This window comes from Nostoc sp. (assembly GCF_036917675.1).
In the GTDB taxonomy this organism is placed as follows: Bacteria; Cyanobacteriota; Cyanobacteriia; order Cyanobacteriales; family Nostocaceae; genus Nostoc.
This window is the reverse complement of the sequence record NZ_JBALCT010000010.1, coordinates 80,607-103,404: the sequence shown is the minus strand read 5'-3', so window position 1 is coordinate 103,404 and position 22,798 is coordinate 80,607. Positions and strand designations below refer to the sequence as shown.

General features: G+C 41.1%; 13 protein-coding genes and 2 pseudogenes. 5 read left to right on the top strand and 10 right to left on the bottom strand.

Annotation, left to right across the window (positions count from 1 at the left end; translation table 11 throughout):
• The 3 genes and pseudogenes from V7K31_RS03450 to V7K31_RS03440 all read right to left on the bottom strand — a co-directional run.
• Nucleotides 1-787: pseudogene (locus tag V7K31_RS03450) on the bottom strand (hypothetical protein); the annotation flags it as partial.
• Between the two features lie 191 nt (nucleotides 788-978).
• The gene (locus V7K31_RS03445) at nucleotides 979-4,590 is read right to left on the bottom strand and encodes a response regulator (protein WP_335092626.1); all 3,612 of its coding nucleotides are present in this window, start codon (nucleotides 4,588-4,590) and stop codon (nucleotides 979-981) included.
• Nucleotides 4,587-4,733: a hypothetical protein gene (locus tag V7K31_RS03440; RefSeq protein ID WP_335092625.1), complete on the bottom strand. Its 147-nt coding sequence runs from the start codon at nucleotides 4,731-4,733 to the stop codon at nucleotides 4,587-4,589. The genes V7K31_RS03445 and V7K31_RS03440 overlap by 4 nt, the downstream gene beginning before the upstream one ends.
• 1,038 nt (nucleotides 4,734-5,771) lie before the next feature.
• Between V7K31_RS03440 and V7K31_RS03435 the strand changes: the two genes are divergently transcribed.
• Nucleotides 5,772-6,404 carry a GNAT family N-acetyltransferase gene (locus V7K31_RS03435; RefSeq protein ID WP_335092624.1) on the top strand — a complete coding sequence of 211 codons (633 nt, stop codon included), beginning with the start codon at nucleotides 5,772-5,774 and terminating at the stop codon, nucleotides 6,402-6,404.
• A gap of 640 nt (nucleotides 6,405-7,044) precedes the next feature.
• On the top strand, nucleotides 7,045-7,599 hold the full coding sequence (locus V7K31_RS03430; protein ID WP_335092623.1) for a hypothetical protein: 555 nt from the start codon (nucleotides 7,045-7,047) through the stop codon (nucleotides 7,597-7,599).
• A gap of 8 nt (nucleotides 7,600-7,607) precedes the next feature.
• Here the strand turns inward: V7K31_RS03430 and V7K31_RS03425 are convergent, their stop codons facing one another.
• The 4 genes from V7K31_RS03425 to V7K31_RS03410 all read right to left on the bottom strand — a co-directional run bounded on the left by V7K31_RS03425 (nucleotide 7,608) and on the right by V7K31_RS03410 (nucleotide 13,015).
• Nucleotides 7,608-8,753 (bottom strand): histidinol-phosphate transaminase, encoded by a 1,146-nt coding sequence (locus tag V7K31_RS03425; RefSeq protein ID WP_335092622.1) that lies wholly within the window; start codon nucleotides 8,751-8,753, stop codon nucleotides 7,608-7,610.
• 282 nt (nucleotides 8,754-9,035) lie between these two features.
• Nucleotides 9,036-9,692 (bottom strand): YqiA/YcfP family alpha/beta fold hydrolase, encoded by a 657-nt coding sequence (locus V7K31_RS03420; protein WP_335092621.1) that lies wholly within the window; start codon nucleotides 9,690-9,692, stop codon nucleotides 9,036-9,038.
• 123 nt (nucleotides 9,693-9,815) lie between these two features.
• Complete coding sequence (gene gor, locus V7K31_RS03415; protein WP_335092620.1) at nucleotides 9,816-11,192, bottom strand: glutathione-disulfide reductase; 1,377 nt, start codon at nucleotides 11,190-11,192, stop codon at nucleotides 9,816-9,818.
• A 458-nt stretch (nucleotides 11,193-11,650) separates the two neighbouring features.
• Entirely contained in the window at nucleotides 11,651-13,015 is a 1,365-nt protein-coding gene (locus tag V7K31_RS03410; RefSeq protein ID WP_335092619.1) for a FecR domain-containing protein, read from the bottom strand.
• A 564-nt stretch (nucleotides 13,016-13,579) separates the two neighbouring features.
• Between V7K31_RS03410 and V7K31_RS03405 the strand changes: the two genes are divergently transcribed.
• Nucleotides 13,580-14,881 (top strand): hypothetical protein, encoded by a 1,302-nt coding sequence (locus V7K31_RS03405; protein ID WP_335092617.1) that lies wholly within the window; start codon nucleotides 13,580-13,582, stop codon nucleotides 14,879-14,881.
• Nucleotides 14,882-15,041: 160 nt separating this feature from the next.
• Here the strand turns inward: V7K31_RS03405 and V7K31_RS03400 are convergent, their stop codons facing one another.
• Nucleotides 15,042-15,863: a sulfurtransferase gene (locus V7K31_RS03400; RefSeq protein ID WP_335092616.1), complete on the bottom strand. Its 822-nt coding sequence runs from the start codon at nucleotides 15,861-15,863 to the stop codon at nucleotides 15,042-15,044.
• Between the two features lie 987 nt (nucleotides 15,864-16,850).
• On the opposite strand from V7K31_RS03400, the pseudogene V7K31_RS03395 reads away from it, so the two are divergent.
• Both V7K31_RS03395 and glmU read left to right on the top strand, forming a co-directional pair.
• Nucleotides 16,851-17,846 (top strand): annotated as a pseudogene (locus tag V7K31_RS03395) (HD domain-containing phosphohydrolase); the annotation flags it as partial.
• A gap of 66 nt (nucleotides 17,847-17,912) precedes the next feature.
• Nucleotides 17,913-19,265 (top strand): bifunctional UDP-N-acetylglucosamine diphosphorylase/glucosamine-1-phosphate N-acetyltransferase GlmU, encoded by a 1,353-nt coding sequence (gene glmU, locus V7K31_RS03390; protein ID WP_335092615.1) that lies wholly within the window; start codon nucleotides 17,913-17,915, stop codon nucleotides 19,263-19,265.
• A gap of 241 nt (nucleotides 19,266-19,506) precedes the next feature.
• On the opposite strand, the gene V7K31_RS03385 is transcribed toward glmU, so the two are convergent.
• Both V7K31_RS03385 and V7K31_RS03380 read right to left on the bottom strand, forming a co-directional pair.
• On the bottom strand, nucleotides 19,507-21,474 hold the full coding sequence (locus V7K31_RS03385) for a hypothetical protein (protein WP_335092614.1): 1,968 nt from the start codon (nucleotides 21,472-21,474) through the stop codon (nucleotides 19,507-19,509).
• Nucleotides 21,422-22,753: an NACHT domain-containing protein gene (locus tag V7K31_RS03380; RefSeq protein ID WP_335092613.1), complete on the bottom strand. Its 1,332-nt coding sequence runs from the start codon at nucleotides 22,751-22,753 to the stop codon at nucleotides 21,422-21,424. Before V7K31_RS03380 ends, V7K31_RS03385 begins: the two co-directional genes overlap by 53 nt.
• Nucleotides 22,754-22,798: the final 45 nt, after the last annotated feature.

Sequence of the window (22,798 nt, the reverse complement as noted above, 5' to 3'; positions counted from 1 at the left end):
GAGTTGGTAAAGTTTGTTTAGTGGGAGTTGGTGGAGTTTCCCTAGTTCGAGTTGGTAAAGTTTGTTTAGTGGGAGTTGGTGGAGTTTCCCTAGTTTGAGTTGGTGAAGTTTGTTTAGTGGGAGTTGGTGGAGTTTTTCTATTTTCAGCTTCCGAAACTGGTGGATTTGATGGAATACCTGTTGGTAGTGGCGTTCCTTTTCCCAGTTTGATTTCTTGACGGCGGTTCCAAGGTAAATTACCGACTGAAACTGTAGGTGTGGGTTTTGGTGTGGCTGTGGGTTTTGGTGTGGCTGTGGGTTTTGGTGTGGCTGTGGGTTTTGGTGTGACTGTGGGTTTCGGCGTGGCTGTAGGTGTCAGCGTAGCAACTCTCTGTTGCTTAAAGGGTTTGCTTTTAGGTTGAAATGCGTAAGTTCGGCTCTTATGCTGGAGATTATCCGCAGAATTGATTGCGCCAAAATCTTGATTTCTAGGCGTAGTTCGTCCTCTTTGTCGTGAAGGTGCTGGTACAGACTTTTGAGTTGAGGATAGTGGCTTTGGCGAAACTGTTTTGACTGTTAATTTTGATTTTGTTTTGGGAGTAATGTCTATCAATTCAATGGGAACAACAGATTGACTTTGCTGGGGAAACCATAGACTAAATGCATTAGATGAGCGCATCAGCCAGAACGCCAGCAAGTGCAGAGAGACTGAACCCATAACGACAGAAATCCACAGACCGGGTGGGTCGGTGTGTCGTCTCCAGACCTTGGCTGGAATTGGAGTTTTGTCTGCAACCGATGGTGTCATATTATAGAAACTGGATATGATTAGGCACTCTTACTCATTGCTAATGCTTTAACCGTGTAGCGCAAGTCCCCACCCACAAAAGAGCAAGTTCGGTGGGGATTATGAACACTTCGACCCTTTGGCGCAGACTAGTTCAGCGATCGCGGGTGATGAGGATTGTATAAGGGTAGTTCACAATACCAGTCTAAATTTTAGCGATTAACGATTATCTCTGGTGTAACAACGAAAGTCAAAACTGTTTCATCTACTCCTTTAAGTTCTAGCGGACTACCTTTAGTAATTTCTTCTTCCTGCAAATAATCTGCCACGGCAGCAGAAACCAGGATAGTACCGGGAAGAGCGGCAACTTGCAACCTTGCAGCAATATTCACACTTGGGCCAATGGCAGTATAATCGGCACGTTCAGCGCTACCAAACATCCCTACAACAGCAGTACCTTGGTGGATACCGCACCGGAACTGTACGCCAGTAAGTTTGTTGCCATCGAATACACCTTGATCTTGCCAGCGCTGGTTCAACTCAGCCAGTGAGTGGTGCATTGCTCTAGCTGTATTGATGGCACGACGCACCTGTTCATTAGGGGTTAGTTCTTCTGGCGCTCCGTATAAAGCTAAGATAGCATCTCCCATAAATTTATCTACAGTGCCGCCATTGGCAAATACAACCTTGGTCATGGCTGCTAAATATTCATTTAGCAACTCTGCTACCCGCCGGGATCTGAGAGTATTTGCTAGCTGTGTAAAACCCACGATATCACTAAACAAAACTGTAATTAAGCGTGGTTCTGGGCGCAAATCTAACATTAAATCTCCGGTTGCGGCTTTTTGCACCAATGCAGTCGGCAAAAAGCGCTTTAGCACCGATTCTGTTAGATAAGTATTTAACTCCACGATTCGTCGTTCATTTTCCTTTAATCCTAAAAGATTCCGAACTTCCGCCAAAAGTTCCCGGTCATTGAATGGTTTTGCTAAATAAGCATCCGCCCCATGTTCTGTACTTTCAATGCGGGTTTCCTCATCTACTTTCGCTGTCAGCAGAATGATTGGTGTTCCTCTCAACTTGTCCTCTTTGCGGATCATCTGAATCATCTCAAGTCCGCTCACCAAGGGCATCATTAAGTCAGTCACAATCAAGTTGGGTATAATTTCCTTAGCGATCGCATACCCTTCATAACCGTTACGAGCTGTCTGCACATGATAGCCGTTGCGGCGGAAAATCTCAGATACATAGTTTCGCAGATCCGGGTTGTCATCTACAACTAAGATTGAGGAGCCAGCCGTGTGCAGGGATTCTCCCTGTTGAGCGGTTTGGCGTTGCTGAGTCTTAAGTGTTGAGTCTTGAGTATCAATACTGGGGGAGAAGTTTCTTGTAATATCTTCAATATTATCTATTGTTGATTCTAGCAGTTCTAAATCAGCCAATTCTACGCTAGCACGGCTCGTGTTCACTTCGATAGACGTTTCTAGTACTTGCTGTGTGGGTAAATGAGCATTTCCAGTCACAAGCCATAAACAAAAGGTAGTGCCTTCGCCGTAAACTGATTCCACAGTGACTTGACCGCCATGTAATTCTACCAATTCTTTAACTAAAGCTAAACCCAAACCACTGCCTTCATAGGAGCGATTTGCGGAACCTTCAGCTTGGCGGAAGCGCTCAAATAGATAGGGAATTTGTTCTTTAACAATGCCAATTCCAGTATCTTGTACTTGCAATATGCAACGATCGCCCTCAGATTTTAGTGTGAGGGCGATCGTGCCACCTTCGGGAGTAAACTTCATGGCATTTGACAGGAGGTTGTAAATCACCTTGTCAAATTTTTCCATATCCAAGTACACGGTAGGACATTCATCTAACTGGGTAATGAGATGCAGTCCTTTTTTCTCACAGTAGGGGCGAAAAGACTCAACAATTTGGCTGACAAATTCGACTAAATCGCAAGGGTGAAAACTAGGCTGCATTCTCCCCGCATCCAGACGTTGTAAATCCAGCAGTTGGTTTACCAATCGCAGCAGACGGCGGGAGTTACGCAGGGCGATCGCACTTTGGGAGTAAGATAATCCCTCACCAGCCGCCACCGCCGACTCCAAAGGACCTTGAATCAAGGTGATCGGTGTGCGAAACTCATGAGAGATATTTTGGAAAAATTCGGTTTTTTGTTTATCTAATTCCAGTAAGCGTTCAGCTTGTTGGCGAGTTTTTTGATATAAGTGCGACTGCTGCACAGCGATCGCGGCTTGAGCTGCTACTGCTTTCGCCAAATCAACATCAGATGACAGCCATCGGCGAACTTTGTTACCTTCATGCAGGGTAATACTACCGATACATTTACCATCAGCCAATAATGGCACAAACATTAGCGATCGCCCTGGCATTTTTAAAGGCAAATTAAAACTTTGTACTCCTGAGAGAGAATGGCTGACATTACCAATTACCACTGGTTCAAGTGTCTGTAGCATTTGTTGGAGGATGGGATTCTCCTGTATAGATGCTTGAGAGTAGGGTATTCTCTGAGTTAATAGGTTCTTATTGCTACTTAAATTTTTTTCTGGAACTGGCGATCCCTGGGTTGGGCTGTGCCTACGCAAATTTTCCGGTTGTTGAAAACTGTCATACAAGCCCACACACTCGGCAAACTCATCTTCCTCTGTCCACAAAGACAGGACACAGCCATCGACTTGTAAGGCTTGTCCCAATTGCTGCGTGATCGCCGCAAAGATATCTTGGGGATCTAAGCTCGAGCGAATCGCGCTAGTAATCGTATTAATTAGGGCTTCTCGCTTGGCAAGTCCACGGACTTGTTCATAAGCATAAGCTTGAGACAAAGCTAAAGCGGCCTGATCCGCTACCATCAACACTAACTGCACCTCATCATCCCCCCAGAAGCGAGGCACAGAACACTGATGCAGTGCCAGCACTGCCATCAGTTCTTGTTGGCAAATTAATGGCACAACTAAACTAGAACAAATGTTAGCGGCAGCAAAAGCTGCTTCACGTTGTTGCAGTTCGGGAGTATTCCCGTGAATACGCTCATCATCGATCACATCGTGAATCACCTGGACTTCGCGGGTTTCCCACACGGTCTGAGCTAAAACAGGCAGAGGTTCGGGGATGATCGGACTCAGATCCCCCTTTCGGGAAAGAGGAGAAAGACTTACTGCAACTTCCCCTCTGCTCAAGAGATCAAGAGCTTCTTCAGAAAGAGCTTTCTGATAAATGAATCCCTTGTCCGCCAACTGCTCATCTTGGAAGGGACGTAACAGACAGACATCCACCTCCAACATCTGTCCGACTGTATCTACAATTGCCTGCAAAATTTGGCGATAGTCTAAAGCACTGCGAATCGTATTTGTAACGGTATTCAGCAGCGATTCTTGTCGGAGTGTGCGGGTAAGTTCGCGGGTGCGGGCTTTGAGGACATTGTGGGTATCCAAGGCTTGGCGTACCAATGCTTTGAGTTCCTCGGCTTCCCACGGTTTGGTGACATATTTGAATACCTTACCAGCGTTGATTGCTTCCACCAGGTCTTCGACATCGGTGTAGCCAGTTAAAATAATCCGAATAATATCTGGATATTGAGTTGCTGTCAGGCTCAAAAATTCTGTACCGCTCATCATCGGCATCCGCTGATCGGAGATGATCACTGCGACCTCTCCCTCTTGAGCCAGCAGATCAAGTGCCGCAGGCCCAGAGTTTGCCCTTAGCACCTTATAGTCCCGATAGAAAGTGCGGTAAAGCAAGTCAAGGTTGTCTGGTTCATCATCGACAACCAAAATTTTAGGCTTACTGTTTGCTGGGGATTTCATGCACCGCCTTCCTGCTGCAACGGCAGTCGGATAAAGAATAATCTGATCAGGTAAGGATTTTTCTGAGTCAGGTAAGAGCAGAGCATTTTGACCAATAAGGCTGTTTGGCTACATGACTGCTGAGTGTAGAAGTGTTTACTCACAGTAATTCGTCTCAATGGCTTATGCCCATTACCGTTTGCTTTGGTGCAGTGTAATTGGTTTCATAGTCAGTTTTAGGGTTATAGAGTCGATGCCTGCTTGCCAAATCTTCTTTCACCTCCTGTGAGCAATGTCTGATATCACATACAGCGCTCATAGCTAGCTGAAAAATCCACATGAAGCTGCATACTAAGTTTTCCCTCCGCAGCCGTTTTACTAACACTTGCAAGTAAATTTTATTTTTGGTAGTCATGGTAGAGTCAGCAATATTAAAACAATAAGATTTAAAGCCAAAGTATACTATTAGACAAATACCTCTTTCTAATTTAGCAATCAGAACTATCATTAAGACAAGTCGTAGTGGTTAAGAAGTTAGGGATTAGGAATCTTGCAGATTCTTCCCCAGTAGCTGTACAGCCTGTTCCCATAACCTAGTACCAAAGTCCTGTTAGTGTAGTGGCAATTGCATAAACAAGTTCAGTACTGCAACCAAAGGTGGTTTGCAACTAGAGCTTGCCGGTGGTGTACTTACTTAACAATTTTGTCGGTTATGCCTACGGACAGGTTATGCTATTTATCTACCCATTCACCTAAACCTGTAGGGTACGACTTTACGTTTTTGTGGTGAACACACTGATATCCTCCCTACCTAAAGCAAGGGAAAGATTATAGATTTATGAAGCTGTAACTTCTAAGACTTTTTCAAAATGCAGGCTATAAAGGGGAGCAACGCGATTTTGTCAGGTGCTAAAACCTGGGACGTATATAGCTTGTTTCCGGATGCGTAGGCGCAGCCCGCCGTAGGCATCGCAACTAAAAAATCAGGATTTATTGAGAATAAAGAGGTGTAATTGAGAATTACACTTCGATCTCACTTTTTCGCGTTGCTCCCGCTATAAAGCCCCAAACTAAAGTGTAAAACTTTGTATGCTGCACAGGCAAAAGCACATTAGCAATCTTAGATCAGTTCAATCTCCTGGGTAGATATGAAGTTTTTATTCAGTTTAAATGGTGTTTGAGGATATTTGAGAAAATTTTCGTTGAATAAAATCAATACTAAACTAGCCTTGAAATATCGGTTTTTTCATCCATACCAGCAACAGCCAATCGATCCAGCTTGCTGCCAATTTCAAATTCGTACAGCTACACCTGCTGATTTAATCGGTGTTGCCCAAATTATTGCTGAAAGCTTTCACTCCCAAAAAGGTATGTGGGGATGGGCTTTTCCATTGCTACGTTTGGGTATTTACGAAGACTTAAGGCATCGCATGGCATCACCTTTGCCGCGTCATATTTGTTTAGTCGCCTTTGAAACTACTACTGGCGCGGCTAATAATTTAGTGGGAAGTGTGGAACTGGGTGTACGTTACAGTGATTCGTGGAGCCAGGTTGGGATAGGTTTTCCTTACTTATCTAATTTAGCGGTTCACCCAAAATACCGTAGACATGGTGTGGCTTCAGGGTTACTGACTAGCTGTGAAAAAGTCTCTCGTGAGTGGGGATTTCAAGACTTATATCTCCACGTTTTAGAAAATAATCATCAGGCAAGGCAACTTTATTTCAAGGCGGGATATCGGGTGCATAAAGTCGAATCAAATTGGAATACATTTTTACTAGGACGCTCAAGCCAGATGTTCTTGCACAAGCACCTGAGTGCTGATTCCACTATGTGAATTTTATTTTGGCAATTGGAAATTTTGATGTTGTAATTAGTTTGGAGAAAATCTATCACCAATATCGACAATGTAAGTACAAACTAATCTAATTAATAACTTAGTTAATATTAGCTAAATATAGCTAAATAGCTAGATGTATATAGCTTTGGATAATTATTTTGATGATATTTTATTTAGAGTTTTTACAACTATTCCTATTCATCAATATTCATAAAAGTATAACTTGGGAAAACTTAATTGAAATGATTAAACGTTAAATTATGTCTTTTTTTATTTTTCTTTAAATAATAACTATTTTAGTTTAGAGTATTTTTATATAGAGAAATAAATAAATTCTAATGGAAATAGCTTTACAATTACTTTAGGAAATCAGCAATCCCTCATAATAACTTTGTAATTAAGATATTCATCTTTATAAAAACTTTAAGAAAACACTCTCAGAATTTGGAGACAAATCTAGTTATATCTCATAAAATATGATCACTCAATTACTAAACAATGCCTGTTTATTACTATCTTAGTTAAATTGACCAAAAGATTCTTGATAATAAAAGAATTCAAAAACCTGATTTGACATAACAACTAGTTAAGTTTTGAAGTGCATACTACTACCAAATTCGTTGAAAGTTTAAAAAACATGGATAGCGAACAGCATCGACGCTATCAAACCTCTATGGTATCAACTTATTACCCTGAAACTAGTTTCCTAGACTCTGTTGTCATGGCAGATGGAACTGAGCAATCGCAAGGCTCGGATATCCTTACACGTTTACACAGTGGAAAAGTTTTCATCGTCAATAGTCGTAGACGAAATGGATTAATACTTTTTAAACGCTACCATGCAGAGTTTGCTGGGCCTGGGGCTGCTGTGGGTGGGGATTATGATTGTGATTGCCAAAGGGCATTGCCTATAGGTAATCTGTCTTTATTAACTCCCGAATGTAATGAAGAACGTCAGAAGGCTTACTTGATTAGACGACAGTGGATTCGATTGATCAAACAAATTACAGAAAACCCAGTGCCTGGGCAGCGAGTCCAAAAGATTCTCGATCAATTTGAACAATACTTTCCACCAGAAATAGTGGCTCTTCTGCCGGATGTTGCTTTTGCTTTTTTAGTAGGTGTGCTGCCACAAACAGTGGGAATAGTCCGCCGTTTGGGCAGTGAGGTGGACAGCCAATTTCATTACTGAGTGAATTGCTAAAATTCCAAATTTGCCAAAGCAGCTTGGACTCGATTAACGGTGCGGGCGTTTTCCTCTATTGTCCCGACAGTAATTCGCAATCCTCCACTAATGTATCGTACAAGGGTGCCGAGTGTTCTAAGTTTCTGGTGGAAAGTTTTTAATGCAGCATCTTGTGAATTAAAGCCATTTTGTTTCAGACGTAGGTAAATAAAGTTAGCAGCGCTTGCGGTAATTTGTAGTTCTGGTTGCTGGGATAAAATTTCGATGAGTTTGGCTCGTTCACTCAGGGTTTGGGGAATTGACTCCAGCAAGAGTGTACGGTTTTGTAAAGCAACCAATGCTGCTGCTATGGAAAAGCTGGGGAGATTATAAGGTAAACGAACTTTTTCTAAAATGGCGATCGCTTCGGGATGAGCGACGCAATAGCCAACACGGAGAGCTGCCAATCGGAAGGCTTTAGAAAAAGTACGTAATATTACCCAGTTGGGACGTTCTGCTAATTCACCTACTAGGGTAGTTTGGCTGAATTCAAAGTAAGCTTCATCAATTACTACCAAAATATGCTGTGGTAAACTTCTTAACCATGCCAACTCTGCCGCAGTTAAGCTATTGGCTGTCGGCGAATTGGGATGCACTACGAAAACTACGCGAATGGGGGGATTTTGAGTTTTTTCGATCGCAGATTGTGCAGCGCTTAAGTCAATTTCAAAATTTGTTTCATTTCTACCCACCGCCACTACAGGAATACCCAAAGTTTGTGCCAAAATTCCGTACATAGAGAAAGTGGGATTGGCAACTAAAATTGAGCCTTCTCCTCCTAGACAGGTGGCGATTAATAAAGAGCGGATTAGTTCATCTGAACCATTGCCAACAGAAATATTCGCAGCAGTATTCGATAGCGAGAGGGCGGCTGACTCATTGACATACTCTGCGATCGCATCCTTAAGTGTTTCATGTCCGCCATCGGGATAACGATTTGTTTCAATTACTTGCTGATACGTCCAGGCCAGCTTCTCTTTTAACTCAGGTGGTAAATCGTAGGGGCTTTCATTTGTATCCAGCCGATCAAACTGTATGGGGACAGATGCGGCTGTATCGCTACTGGGGTGAGGTTTGTACGCGGTGAATTGGGCTAAATCTGACCGAATGAAGGGAAGCATATCAATTTTAGATTTTAGATTTTAGATTTTAGATTTTGGATTTTAAATCAATACTGTTCAAAAAAGACTTATTTTCCCCTAACTATCCTTGACAGGACTTACGCACCAGTAACGGAAAAACGAACCGCGAAGGACGCGAAGTACACGAAGGAATAAGAGTTTGAGAGAGTTTTTACGTAAGTCCTGCTTGATAATGGGTGAATATAGCCTCTTTGGATCTACGAGTTAAGTAGTACTTACTGAAAAATATTAGGTTAGCTCTAAGTTTAATATTTTACAGCCTCAAGGTAATTGGCAAAAGAGGCGAATTGCCTGCCAAGTTTCTTCCATAACATTACCCAAGGCGTGGTCACTTTCGAGTTCGACTAATTCCACCCAAGGACGCGATACCTTCGGTGGGCTTCGCCAACGCGCAAAGTCACGACTGGCTTCGATGGGGATGACTTCATCCTTTTTTCCATGCATAATCAGGGTGGGGATAGGACGTTGCAAAAGCTTTTCTTGGTATTGAGCAGCATCTGTAACGAAATCGTAACTTAAAGGAAGCGATCGCTCCTCCCGATAGTGGTAGACCATAATATATTTTTCTTGCTGCCAACGCTGTAGTTCTTCATCACCTAGCTTGGGCAACCAATGGGATAAAAACCCAAAAGCTGGGGCTAACAAAACTAAGCGTTGCACTTGTAAATTTTGCTGTCCCAAGTGGGCAGCAGTCAAACCGCCCAAGCTTGAGCCAATGAGTGTTACTGGCGTAGAATCATTGTTGAATTCTGCGGCAACTTGAGTTAGCTGACGAGTGATTGTCAACTGGGAAAAATCGCCAGCATTCAAGTCGGGAATTTTCAGCTTCGTTTGAATTTGGGCAAAGCGATCGCTTATATCCCGCGCTTTGGCAGAATTAGGGCTGGAAGCAAAGCCGTGAAGATATATGTAGTGCAAGGCTGTAGATAGTTAGGAGTGAGGAGAGACGCGATTAATCGCGTCTGTACAGGAGTTAGGAATTTTAAGTTTTAAGTTATGAGTTTCTTTTTTCAACTCATAACTCCTAACTCCTAACTTTTATTAACGCATTGTGACAAATTCCTCTGCTGCTGAGGGATGGATACCCACAGTGGCATCAAAGTCTTTTTTGGTTGCGCCCATCTTCACAGCGATCGCCACACCTTGGATGATTTCAGCTGCATTTTCACCTACCATGTGAGCGCCTAGCACTTTATCAGTGTTGCTATCAACCACCAACTTCATCATTGTCTTCTCTTGCTTACCTGTCAAACTATGGTACATGGCGCGGAAGCGAGTGTGAAAAATTTTTACAGCATCACCAATTTTCTCCCGTGCTTCGGCTTCTGTCCAGCCGACTGTAGCGGCTTCTGGGTTAGAAAATATTGCTGTGGGTACAGTTTGGTGACTGAATTCGCGGCGGTTATTTCCGAATTCACTATCGGCAAAGGCACGACCTTCACCAATGGCTACAGGAGTTAAATTAATTCGGTCGGTGACATCGCCAACAGCAAAAATATTCGGTTGACTAGTTTGACTATATTCATTGACTGCGATCGCATTTGTGGTATTGTATCCCGGCCCTTCCATAGAAGTAGCAACAACATCAATCCCAGCGTTCTCTAAACCCAGCCCATCTACATTGGGAGTTCGACCGGTCGCCACTAAAAATACATCAGCAATTAGTGGTTCTTGGTCTTCGCCTGATAAAGTCAGTTTAAACCCTTCTGGCACGCGTTCAATTGTTTTTACCACATTATTCTTAATCAACCGAATTCCGTGGTTTGTCATGCCCTCTTCAATTTCTGTGCGAATGTGATCATCAAACCCCTTCAAAATCTGTTCACCTCTAGTAATTTGCGTCACCTCAGAACCCAAACCGCGCATAATACAGGCAAATTCCGTGCCAATATAACCAGCGCCAAGAATGACGATGTGTTTTGGTTGTTCTTTTAGATGAAAGATTTCATTGGAGGTAATGCCATGTTTCATCCCTGGCAAATCTGGCTTGACGGGAAACCCACCAACAGCAATTAAAATTTTGTCTGCTGTAACTTTACGTCCATCAACTTCTACAGTGTGAGGGTCTACCAATCTGGCGCGACTAGGAATTAGTTCCACACCCGCTTTTTCTAAAAAGCTGATGTGTAGTTGCGACAGTCGCCGAACTTCCTTATCTATAGATGTAATGAAATGTTCCCAGTCCAACTCCACATTACCCACTTTCCAGCCATAGCCTGCGGCGTCACTGAACAGTGCAGGAAAGTGAGAACCATAGACCATGAGTTTTTTGGGAACACAACCGCGAATTACACAAGTGCCACCAACTAAATCATATTCAGCGATCGCCACTTTTGCCCCATAGCTAGCCGCTCGTTTGGCAGCCGCCAAACCTCCAGAACCCGCACCAATTACAAACAGGTCGTAATCAAAAGTCATAAATTTATGTATCTCTTTAGTAACAAGTTAGTTCCTGGGAACTTACACAGAATGCGATTGAACTATATAAGGATATCCGGTAAATCCTGTGTAAGTCCTGTCCTTGAATTAATCTAGCGTTAGCAGATGCTATCTCGTCGTAGGGAATATCACTTTTTGCTTTGGTGGCTGTAAAGCCAGTAGTTAACACTTGTTATAATTCTGCCCCTAGCACTGAGTATAAATCTATGCACCTGCTAGGTTGGAAAAACTAAGTTTATAAAATATTGCTACAAGTCTGAAAGTCCCAGCAAGGTCAGGTAGTTCCCCTGTCCTCACAACAATGAGAAATCAACTGATGAGACTTTCTAATATAAGTTACCTCAGCAGTTTGATGTGATTGATATTTGCAAATAGTCTGAGAGGGGTTGCTGTTCGCGTTTCAGTGGGCGATCTACTACTTCGGTTCTGGGAGAGTTTCAGGTGGTTGGACGCTGGACTGGAGGAATTATTGGAGGAGTTACTGGAGGAATTACTGGAGGCTCGATTGGAGGAATTACTGGAGGAGTGATTGGAGGAATTACTGGAGGCTCGATTGGAGGAATGACTGGAGGAGTGATTGGAGGAATTACTGGAGGCTCCACTGGAGGAATGACTGGAAGATTTACTGGAGGAATGACTGGAAGATTTACTGGAGGAATGACTGGAAGATTTACTGGAGGAATTACTGGAAGATTTACTGGAGGAATTACTGGAAGATTTACTGGAGGAATGACTGGAAGATCTACTGGAGGAATGACTGGAAGATTTACTGGAGGAATGACTGGAAGATTTACTGGAGGAATGACTGGAAGATTTACTGGAGGAATGACTGGAAGATTTACTGGAGGAATGACTGGAAGATTTACTGGAGGAATGACTGGAGGAATTACTGTCCTACTACCGTTATTTTTCCCAGGACGCTGCTCAGTATTTGATAGAACTTGTCCTACGTCTTCAAAGGAATTTAATAGGGAATTATCTTCAATAGAGTGTACTGGGGAATCGTTTGTAATAATGTTGTTGGTGGACGAAGTTGAAGGACTAGTAGTTAGGTTTGCAAAAGATGGGTTTTCAACTACTCCCTCACCTGTTATTGGCGACTGTGCCCTCAAAGCCGCAGCAGTTTCAGCTTGAACGCTAGCGATCGCTGGGTCAGACTTAGGCGTAAGATTTTGCCTATTCAAATCAAATCCCCGAACTAGATCGCTCGTTTGATAAAAATTTTTGAGATCAAAATCGTATAAGCCCTGAAATTTGCCTTTGACTATAACCATCATCTGTCCTGCTTGCAGCACCTGAGTTTGAGAAGCTTCCTTATTAGAAACTTCAATGCCGCTATTTGTCAGCGCACCCACAATCGTGGTATCTGTTTGTTGGTTGTAGCGGACAAATAATGCTGAACCACGAATTGCTGCTGCTGCACTTGGCGTTTGTATAAGTGTTTGCCCCCTTCCAGGAGGGATAAGCAGCAATGCGGTTCCGTTTGATAGTCTAAAGCTGCGAGTCTTTGGTAAAAATTGAAATATAGCCTGTTCCCCAACTCGTGCCAAAGAGCCGTCGTTAAAACGCAAGTCTGCGAGGGAAGCTCGACCAGTTGACAATCCATCCCCAGGAATCATTGTATCTGATTTGCGTGCAGGACGCTTCTTCTGTCTATCTCTGGGTATCAGTTGTACCAAGTTGCGGAGGTTTTGAATCTCTGCTCGCGTCAGAGGAGTTATGGCATTTACCCGATTTGGCAAAGGTAGTACTATAACTCCCCATAAACCAATCACTAATAGTGGAAAGGATTTATGAAACATAGTTTGAGAATTTGTGAACTTCAACTAATACCAAAAAATTTGGAGATTTAAGCTATTGCTAATTGTTAAAGTAAGTTTTTTTTAGGTAAAATCGTTTAATTTTTAGTTGACATTTAATACATAAAATACACAACACATAAACTATGTGTTTAGTTTATTTAACTTTTTATTCTGAAAGTGACATTGTATGCAATCAAGTTTGTGGCAGATTTCAAAGTTAGTACTTGATATAAACAATTAAATGAGGAATATTTTACAGATAATCCTTTTTAATCAGATCAGTCACAGGGTCATGAGTTATGCAGGACAAGAAGTTCTTAGGGGTATGTTGTGAAATGAATCACTGGCTATATTTCACTAAAGTTCAGCAAAAATCCGATCGGGGCATCTCAGTTTTGCAAAAAAATCTGGGAAAAAATCCGAAAACCAGCAATTTAAGTTTGTAGTCTCAGTATATACTTACAAAGCTAAAATAGATGCACTCAATTGTATATTCTGAGTCGGAACTTCCGATAAAGCTTGTAGGTCTACATTTGTCAAACGCGATCAACGCGATCTAATCAGATGCGACTCAAGAACTGGAAGAATTTATTTTTTTGTATTTTGTTAGCGTCCAGTGGTGGAAGTTGGTGTTGCATTAGAGTAGATGCGGCAGAATCGGCAAATACAGATATTTGGAGTCCTAAAAATTTAGCAAGCACACAGTTAAATTATCAGCAGTTATGTCAGAAGTTGGAGCCAGAGGTAATTAACTCTTTGTGCAAGCAGTCCAGTGAGTCGCATCCTTTAGGCTCCCAGATTCCGTTAAATCTGGCACAGCAAACACGAGAAACAATTCCAGCCCCTGACACAACCCAAAAATCTGAAGATACTCAAAAGCAAAATGACTCACCAGAGCTAGAATCGCAGCCAAGTAATTTGCCAACATCTCCTCCAGACTCAAAAGAGCAACTATTAAATGCACCTGAGATAAATTATTCTCAAAGGTTAGAGAGGCTAATACATCTGGTGCGATCGCCAAAACTACCACCTGAGTCTGATAGCGATCGCGAATTGGGGTTGCGTGTGCGGTTACTACCCTTAGAACAGCAGCCACCCCCACCAACAGAACAAGCGGTAGTTAAGTTTCAACCCATAGGCTCTCTACAGGGACGTGTAGGCTACTTCCAGACAAGTAACATTTTTTCCTCAAATGATAGTCCAATAGAAGATGGTTTAATTATTTCTGGACTGACGTTAGCCTCTGCATATTTCCCTTTGGGATCTAAGACTTATTTAAACGGCTCAATTGATGGCAATCTGATTCGTTATTTAAGTCAGTCACAATATGATTATAACCAGGTAAGATTTAATCTCAGTCTTTACCAGCAGCTATCCCAGCGAATGTACGGAGAAATCAGTTGGAGCAATCAACAGTTATTTTATGCCAACAACAGCGATCGCCTGGATAGCTTTAAAGCAGGCGATCGCTTTTTAAACGAGAATTCCCTCGAACTGTCTTTGGGACGGCGAGATATCTTAACTCCAAAATTAACCCTAGATAGCTTCTACGAATTGAGTTTAAATTTTGCTGACCCCCTAAGTCGTAATCGGATAATCAATTCCTTTTGGGTGTCTCTAAACTACTACTTGCAAAAGCCTCTCCAAGTTGGTATTGACTACCAGGCGAACTTCTCTGATTTTACACAGCGCGATCGAGAAGACCAATTTCATCGGCTATTCGGGCACTTAAATTATCAAATATCCGATACCACTAATATGAATGTGCAGGCTGGAGTGAGTTTAGGTAGTTCAACCGACGAAAATATTGATTTTGATGGCTGGTTCTTCAGTATTAATTACAATTTACAATTAGGTCAGTTTTGAAATTTGTTCTTTGTCATTTGTCCTTTCTAAAAAACCAATAATATCATGTCCGCCAAATTACACATAATAAAAGAACCCCACCCCGCCGGCGGGGTGGGGTTCTTCGGGTTTAATAAGTAATCAAGCGGACATGATATAACAAATAACAAATGACAAATGACTATAAATAAGAAATCCAATCACTCCAGCTGCCAGCATAAAGTTTAGCCTTGCTAATACCAGCTAATTCTAAAGAAAGTAAATTCACACAAGCAGTAACGCCAGAACCACAATATACCAAGATTTCTTCGGCTGTTTCTAGTTTCTCCCACCGACGGCGTTGTTCATCTTCAGAAAGTAGATAGCCGGATGAGTCTGTAACTTCTTGCCACGGATAGTTGACTGCACCGGGAATATGACCAGCAATTTTATCAATTGGCTCTCGTTCACCTCGGTAGCGATCGCTTTCTCTCGAATCTACCAATACTACCTCGTCGCTATCTTTCCGGCTTTTCACCGCCGTAATATCTACCACCTTTTCTGTTTGTACTTGAGCTACAAACGTACCCATCCGGGGTTGAGGAACGACATCGGTAATCGGATAATCAGCTTTTTGCCATCCAGCAAAGCCTCCATCTAGTACTGCTACTTGCTGATGTCCGAGATAGCGCAACAGCCACCACAAACGAGATGCAAAGGCAAAGCGCGAATCATCATAAGCTACAACTAAAGTTTTTTGGTAATTTACCCCAATGGCTGCAAATTTGTTAGCGATATCATTAGGCTTAGGTAAAGGATGTCTCCCGCCATGCTTACTCACTGGACTGGAAAGATCCTGATTTAAATCTAGGTAATACGATCCTTTAATATGGCTTGTTTGGTATTGTTGTTGTCCTAGTTGTGGATCGGCTAGAGAAAAGCGACAATCCACAATAACGACTTGTGGATCTTCTAGATGTTCAAACAGCCAAGTTGGCGAAACAACAAATTGGGTATTGGGCATTGGGAATTAGGCATTATTTAGAGGACTTACGCAACTGGGTTATCAGTTGCGATCGCGCTAATCAGGTCTTTGTCGAGTAGGATGACGTTACCAATGATGACTTTATCATCTTTTGTATCGAAGCCTAGCGATCGCTCGTAGGTTGGATTAAGGAACGAATACTAAGTAACTATGGCAACCTTGAGTATACGTAATTTAGAAATGCGATCGCTCGTAAGTTAGGTTGAGGAACGAAACCCAGCACTGCTAAATGTACCTACGGCTACCTTATGTTTGTAGTTAGATTGCGATGTCTACGACGGGCGTAGCTGGAGCAACTATCAAGTCTCATCTTCAGTCCTTAATTCCAGAAAAGTTAGACATTTTTTTTGCCAAAAATTCTGATTTCTTTTCTAGATAATCAGGCAACAAGTTTTTACGAGTCAAATAGTTTAGTTTTATGGTAGTATTAAATTTTACACAATACTTTAACAATAATTAAATATTCTTATACGTAAATAAAAACACTTATACATAATTAGTACTATAAAGATTTGAAACTCAAAACCCAATATATCGGTAGAAAGCAAGCGATGATAAGGCTTTCTGGGGGGCGCTAGGTTAAAAAATATCCGTAAAAAACCTGATTGAACATTTGTACCAATTCATCATACTGGAATTAGAAGCAAAAAGTTTGACAACAAGATACACCTTGTTCGTAACATAAAAATATATGCTGCGAAAAACTCGATAGGGAGCTTAACATCATGCATAATCGCTATGGAAACTCCGGCTTAGATACAGTGGAATATTAAATTTTTTTGAAATCTGACACTGTTAACTTATGCAAAGTTCAAATCATGCCGTAGGATCGCAAAAGACGGACGTTATTCTTTAGGCTGATCTCAAAAAGAGCTTATGCTTGAATATAGGCAAACAGTGTCTTCTTAAATAAAAGCTAATGTTAATTGGGGTAATGATTCATTGGTATCTAGAACACTATAAGCCAAAGGTTCTAAAGTGAATGCATGTGATTTAGATCCGCCGAAGGTTTTAGTAGTTGACGATCATGCTGCCAGTCGCATGACTGCTGTTTCCCTCTTGGGGATAGAAGGATACGAAGTGATTCAGGCGGACAGTGGTTCTATTGTTATGGAATTGGTAACTCAAAAACAACCAGATTTGATTTTGCTGGATGTGATGATGCCAGGAATGGATGGATTTGAAGTGTGCCAATTGCTCAAACAGGATGAGCAGACTAGGCTAATCCCAGTGATTTTTATTACGGCGTTAAATGATCGGCGATCGCGCATTCGCGGAATTGAAGTTGGCGGAGATGATTTTATCATCAAACCCTTTGATCGGGTGGAACTGGCGGCGCGTGTAAAGTCCTTGGTGCGGCAGAAGCGTCTGAACGAAGATTTAGACCATGCCGAACAAGTACTATTTTCCATTGCCATGTCTATTGAAAGTCGCGATTCCAACACAGGCGACCATTGTGAACGCCTGGTAAGATGGGGACAAGTTTTTGGTGAATATCTCAATCTCTCACGCCACCAAATTCGAGATTTGATCTGGGGTGGTTATCTCCACGATATCGGCAAGGTGGGTATTCCCGATGCAGTGCTGCTGAAAAAAGGCAAACTCACCCCCGAAGAGTGGCAGATCATGCGGCTGCACGTTTTGATTGGAGAAAAAATCTGCCAGCCACTACGCAGTATGCGGGGTGTAATTCCAATTATTCGCCATCACCACGAACGCTGGGATGGCTCAGGCTACCCTGATGGACTCAAGGGGGATGATATTCCCTACCTGGCGCAAGTATTTCAGTTAATTGATATTTACGATGCCCTAATCAGCGAACGACCTTACAAAAGAGCTTTTACTTCAGCAGAAGCACTTTCAACAATGCAAAAAGAAACTGATTTCGGTTGGCGTAATCCCAAACTAATGCAGCAGTTTGTAGAGTTTATTCACTCCTGTCAGGAAAAAGAGAGAGACTAGGGAGTAGGGAAAACGATTTGTAGCTGCTGTAATGAACGCTAATTGGTATGATTATAATTTCAGCTTATGGTAGTTGTAGCAATTCTAGCGGCGGGACGCGGCACACGGATGAAATCACGCTTACCCAAGGTTTTACATTCTTTGGGTGGGCGATCGCTAGTAGAGAGAGTTCTCGACAGTGTAGAACCACTTTCGCCCTCACGGCGAATCGTGATTGTGGGATATCAGTCTGAGGAAGTGAAAGCCGCTATGCATTCAATTCCCAGTTTGGAGTTTGTCGAACAGACTGTGCAATTGGGAACAGGTCATGCTATCCAGCAATTACTTCCCTACTTGGAAGATTACACTGGTGATTTAGTGGTACTTAACGGCGACTTACCGTTAATACGCAGCGAAACCCTTAAGCAGATGTTACAAACTCACGCCCAAAATCAAAACGCCGCCACTATCCTCACCTCGCACCTATCTGACCCCACAGGCTACGGGCGAGTTTTTTGTAACGATGAAAATATTGTGCAGCAAATGGTCGAACATAAGGATTGTACTGTTGCCCAAAGACAAAATCAGCGGATTAACGCTGGAGTTTACTGCTTCTGCTGGCAAGATTTGGCAAAGGTGCTACCCCATCTACAGACAAACAATGCCCAAAAAGAATACTATCTCACTGATGCCGTGACTCAGGTGGGACAAGTGATGGCAGTGGATGTAGAAGATTACCAAGAAATTCTCGGCATCAACGATCGCCTGCAACTGGCAACAGCATCTGAAATTTTGCAAAAACGAGTCAAGGAAAAATGGATGCTGGCAGGTGTCACCCTGATCGATCCTACAAGCATCACCATTGATGAAACAGTAGAATTACAGTCGGATGTAATTATTGAACCCCAAACTCACTTGCGGGGAAATACTGTGATTCAAACCGGAAGTCATATTGGTCCGGGGAGTTTAATTGAAAATAGCCAGTTGAGTGAAAATGTCACGGTGCAATATTCGGTAGTAATAAATAGTACTGTCCAAGCGGGAAGCCGCATTGGGCCATATTCCCATTTGCGCGGTCAGGTACAGGTGGGTGCTGGTTGCCGTGTGGGGAATTTTGTGGAATTGAAAAATACGCAATTAGGCGATCGCACCAATGCAGCACATTTGTCATATATAGGTGATGCCGTTGTCGGCAATCAGGTGAATATTGGTGCCGGTACAATTACTGCCAATTATGACGGCGTAAAGAAACATCGTACAAAAATAGGCGATCGGACAAAAACAGGTTCCAATAGCGTTTTAGTGGCTCCACTCAGCTTGGGAGATGATGTCTACATCGCAGCTGGTTCGACGATCACAGAAGATGTTCCTAATGATTCTCTAGCGATCGCGCGTAGTCGTCAGGTAGTGAAATTAGGTTGGCGGAGGAAGAGTCAATAAAGCGATAATTAAATTATCAGATTAGCTGATTTAACTAGAGGTAAAACATGAGGAAAGAAAACAACTTACCGCGATTATTGAGCGTGAGCAAAAGGGCTATATGTCGCTTTGTCCAGAATTAGATATTGCTAGCCAAGTTATAAGATAGGAACTTCAGTTCCGGGCGGTTTATGTCTAGAACGAAATAGCCTTGACATCAGAGCAAGACAAACAAAATTCATTATGGAAGAACTGCTAGAAATTAGGCAACTTCTAGAACAAGGCAAAATCCATGAGGCGCTGCTGTTGGTTGGAGTTGAGTAAGGATAGAATGAATATGAGTAAATTGGGTTTCTAAGTTTTGCAGTGGGGATGATTCACCATGCCAAGCGCGATAAAATTCAGGATAACTCATATTTTCGGCGCAGTGCCAAAGAATATATGACAAATCATCATTATCTTCATCTTCGCCGATAAAGTTGTCTTTTAGTCCTGCTACTGCTACTGCAAATAGCCTGCCTTGCATAACTTTTAGTAAACTCTTACGAATTAACGAATAATTCTTGCTTTCGCTAGGATTATTCATCAGATTAATTAAAATGTTTACAACATCTAAATTTCCAACACCGATTTTGCTCAAACTCTTAATACCTACAATCTTTATCTCATTATCATTAGTATGACTGATGATATTAATTAAGGTATTAATAGGATTTAAATTTTGATTAGCAATTGTTCCTAGTTCTTTAACGGCCAAATAAGCGATACAATCAGATATAGCTTCATAGATAATGCCTTCATTCTTAGTAGTGTTTAATATCTCCTTCAATATTTTAACTATTTCTAATTGATAGTTTTCATTGCTTACTTCTCGTAATAGTCGAATTATAAGTTTACTTGTATTAACATCTTGGCAGTTACGTAATAGATTAATAAAATTATTAATGCTTTCTGGGTATTCTCTCAGAAAATCAATGAATGCCTCTTCTGTAAAATATTGCGCTGAATTATCTTGGTTTTTATACCTGCCAAGTAAAAAAACAAGTGCTTCTTGATTATTAGGTTCAAGTTCTAAAATACGCCAAGCTACATTTTCACGTAAAATAACATATTGACTCTTTTGAAAAATATCATCTAAAACAATACGTGCATCATTAGATTGATACGCCATTTTAGCCAAGCAGCTTATTACTTTTTCATAAGTAACTTTACGAAGGAAGTTGGAAATTGATTCAGCGCCTAGGCGAATATTTTGTTGAGGCTCGTTTATTTTCCTATCGTAAAGTAACCGTACAAGAGTATTCATAACTTTACGATTATCAGTGTTAGTTTCAACTAATACTGAGGCTATTCGCAAGCTAATCTTATCATCCTTTATCTTTGGTAGCGATTCATTTAAGATATTGATAGCAATATGATTCTCTGATTCAATTTTTAGTAAATATTCTGCGATACAGCAGGAACGATAATCATCAACAAAATTATTATCAAGCAATTTTTTATTCAGAAAATCCATTAATTCTTGTTTATTAGCTTCAATTTTATCTATAATTGTGACTAATTTCAAACAAAAATAATGATCAAAATTAACATCATCCCATTCTTGTTTGAATATATTGATTAACAAATTGATTATATTCTGATTATTAGGAGCAAGTCTTGTCAAAGTTTTTGTTAATATGTCAAATCTTCCTGCTAGCTTGAGCGTATTTTCATCTAATTCCACCAACTGATTTAACGTTTTTTCTTCTGCCAAATGTGCATTTGATATTTCCCGCAGGGTATTTGCTTCATCAGGTGTAGGTGTAAAAGGACTATCAAAATTTATCTTAAGATAATGAGTATTATGTTTATTAACTTCATTTTTCTTGATTTGGTTTTTAAGCTGTTGTTTTTTACGTTTATCAACAATAGCATTATAACTTTTGATAAGCATTTTTGATAGTACATTAATTATATCTGGGTTGCTTGTCATAATTTCATCATAGGGCAATGTTTTAGGATTGTCATAATCATCATTAGACCAATATTCAGCTTCTTTGATCCAGTGTATGATCTGATTAATTACAAAATCATTGTTATGATCAACTTTATTTAAAGTCCAAAAAATGTCAGAAGATAATTCTGAAAATATGTTTTTATCCATATATTCTTTAGCATATTGCAATATTTGTAGTTCATTTAAAAGAGCATCGACTACATGAGAAACAATAACGAGTGAATATTTCATAAAATTCAACTTTAGTTTCTGGTAATTCTCCTTCTTCATTTTGATAAAAAATTTGACATAATAAAGATAATCTCAAAGGATTGGTAACTAATTCAGGAATCCGCTCTTTTCCAGTTTGTGTTAATTTTACTTTTAGTTGTTCACCTCGCTGTATACTCTCAGCGCATTTAAACCATTTATCAATAAATTCATTAACTTGTTCTGGTTGAAATTCCTGGGTTTTATAGGTATCAAAACTAGGCAATATATTATTATTTAGACTGGCATCCCAAACATTTAACCGACAAGTCAAAACTACCCGTGCCTGTCCTAACCAGTCTGTCAATTCTCTAGAAATTTTATTTAATGCTTGTACAGGTGAAGATTCCCCCATTTCATCTACACCATCCAATAGTAACCAAACACCACTTTGATAAAAGCGTGTGATTAACTGATTTTCTATTTCTGGACTAGGAATAAATTGAGGATTAACCAATCTCATTGCATCTGGAAGCCATTTTTTGAGTAAATAATCCTCTAAGGTCATCCCTTGCAAGCTACCGAGAGATATAAAGATGGGTAGGTGTTGTGTATTGTCTTTAATGTGTGAAGCGATCGCACTTAGTAAAGTAGTCTTCCCTGCTCCCGGTTCCCCAACTATAGCAACGTGCTTGTTTTTTCGAGCAGAACTTTGAGTTATTACCTCTTGCAGAAAATCATTATGTTCGTAGGTTTTGGTAATGACTTCTTTTTCTAGCTGGTAAACCTGTCCTCTCTCAACATTCTCATCGCGTCGTTGTTGCTGTTTGCGTTCCACTAAACCCAGTGGTACATGAACATTTACTTCAAATCCCATTTCTGAGGCTTTGCGTCTGATGCGTTGCTGTTCTTGCTGGTTGTCTAGCATCGTGTGGCAAACTTCCCACCAGTCAATTCCTAAATTGCCAGTATCCTGATTCCATTCTTTGGGTGAAATAACTTCTAATGGGTCTAAATTCAAAGCACCAGTAATCCAAATCACATGATGTCTACTAATTGATTCTCCTTTCAGGAACCGTTTGACTGTACTGAGACTTGAGCCAGACTTCTTTACTAGGTCTTCTTGTGTCCAACCTTTTATGTATGGATCTCTGTCCTTTTCTAGTTCAGCCATTCTGTTGATGACTTTCTGTAATCCTTCAGGCGTGACTCGAATACTACCCGATGTATATGCTGTAGTCATGGGTAACAGGTGATATTTAGGACAACTAACAGCATCATAGTCAATTAAAAATAAAATGAACAGTTCAGAATAGTTCACTTCAATCTGAACTGTTCTGCTCTGGATTATTAGTTGCAATCTAGA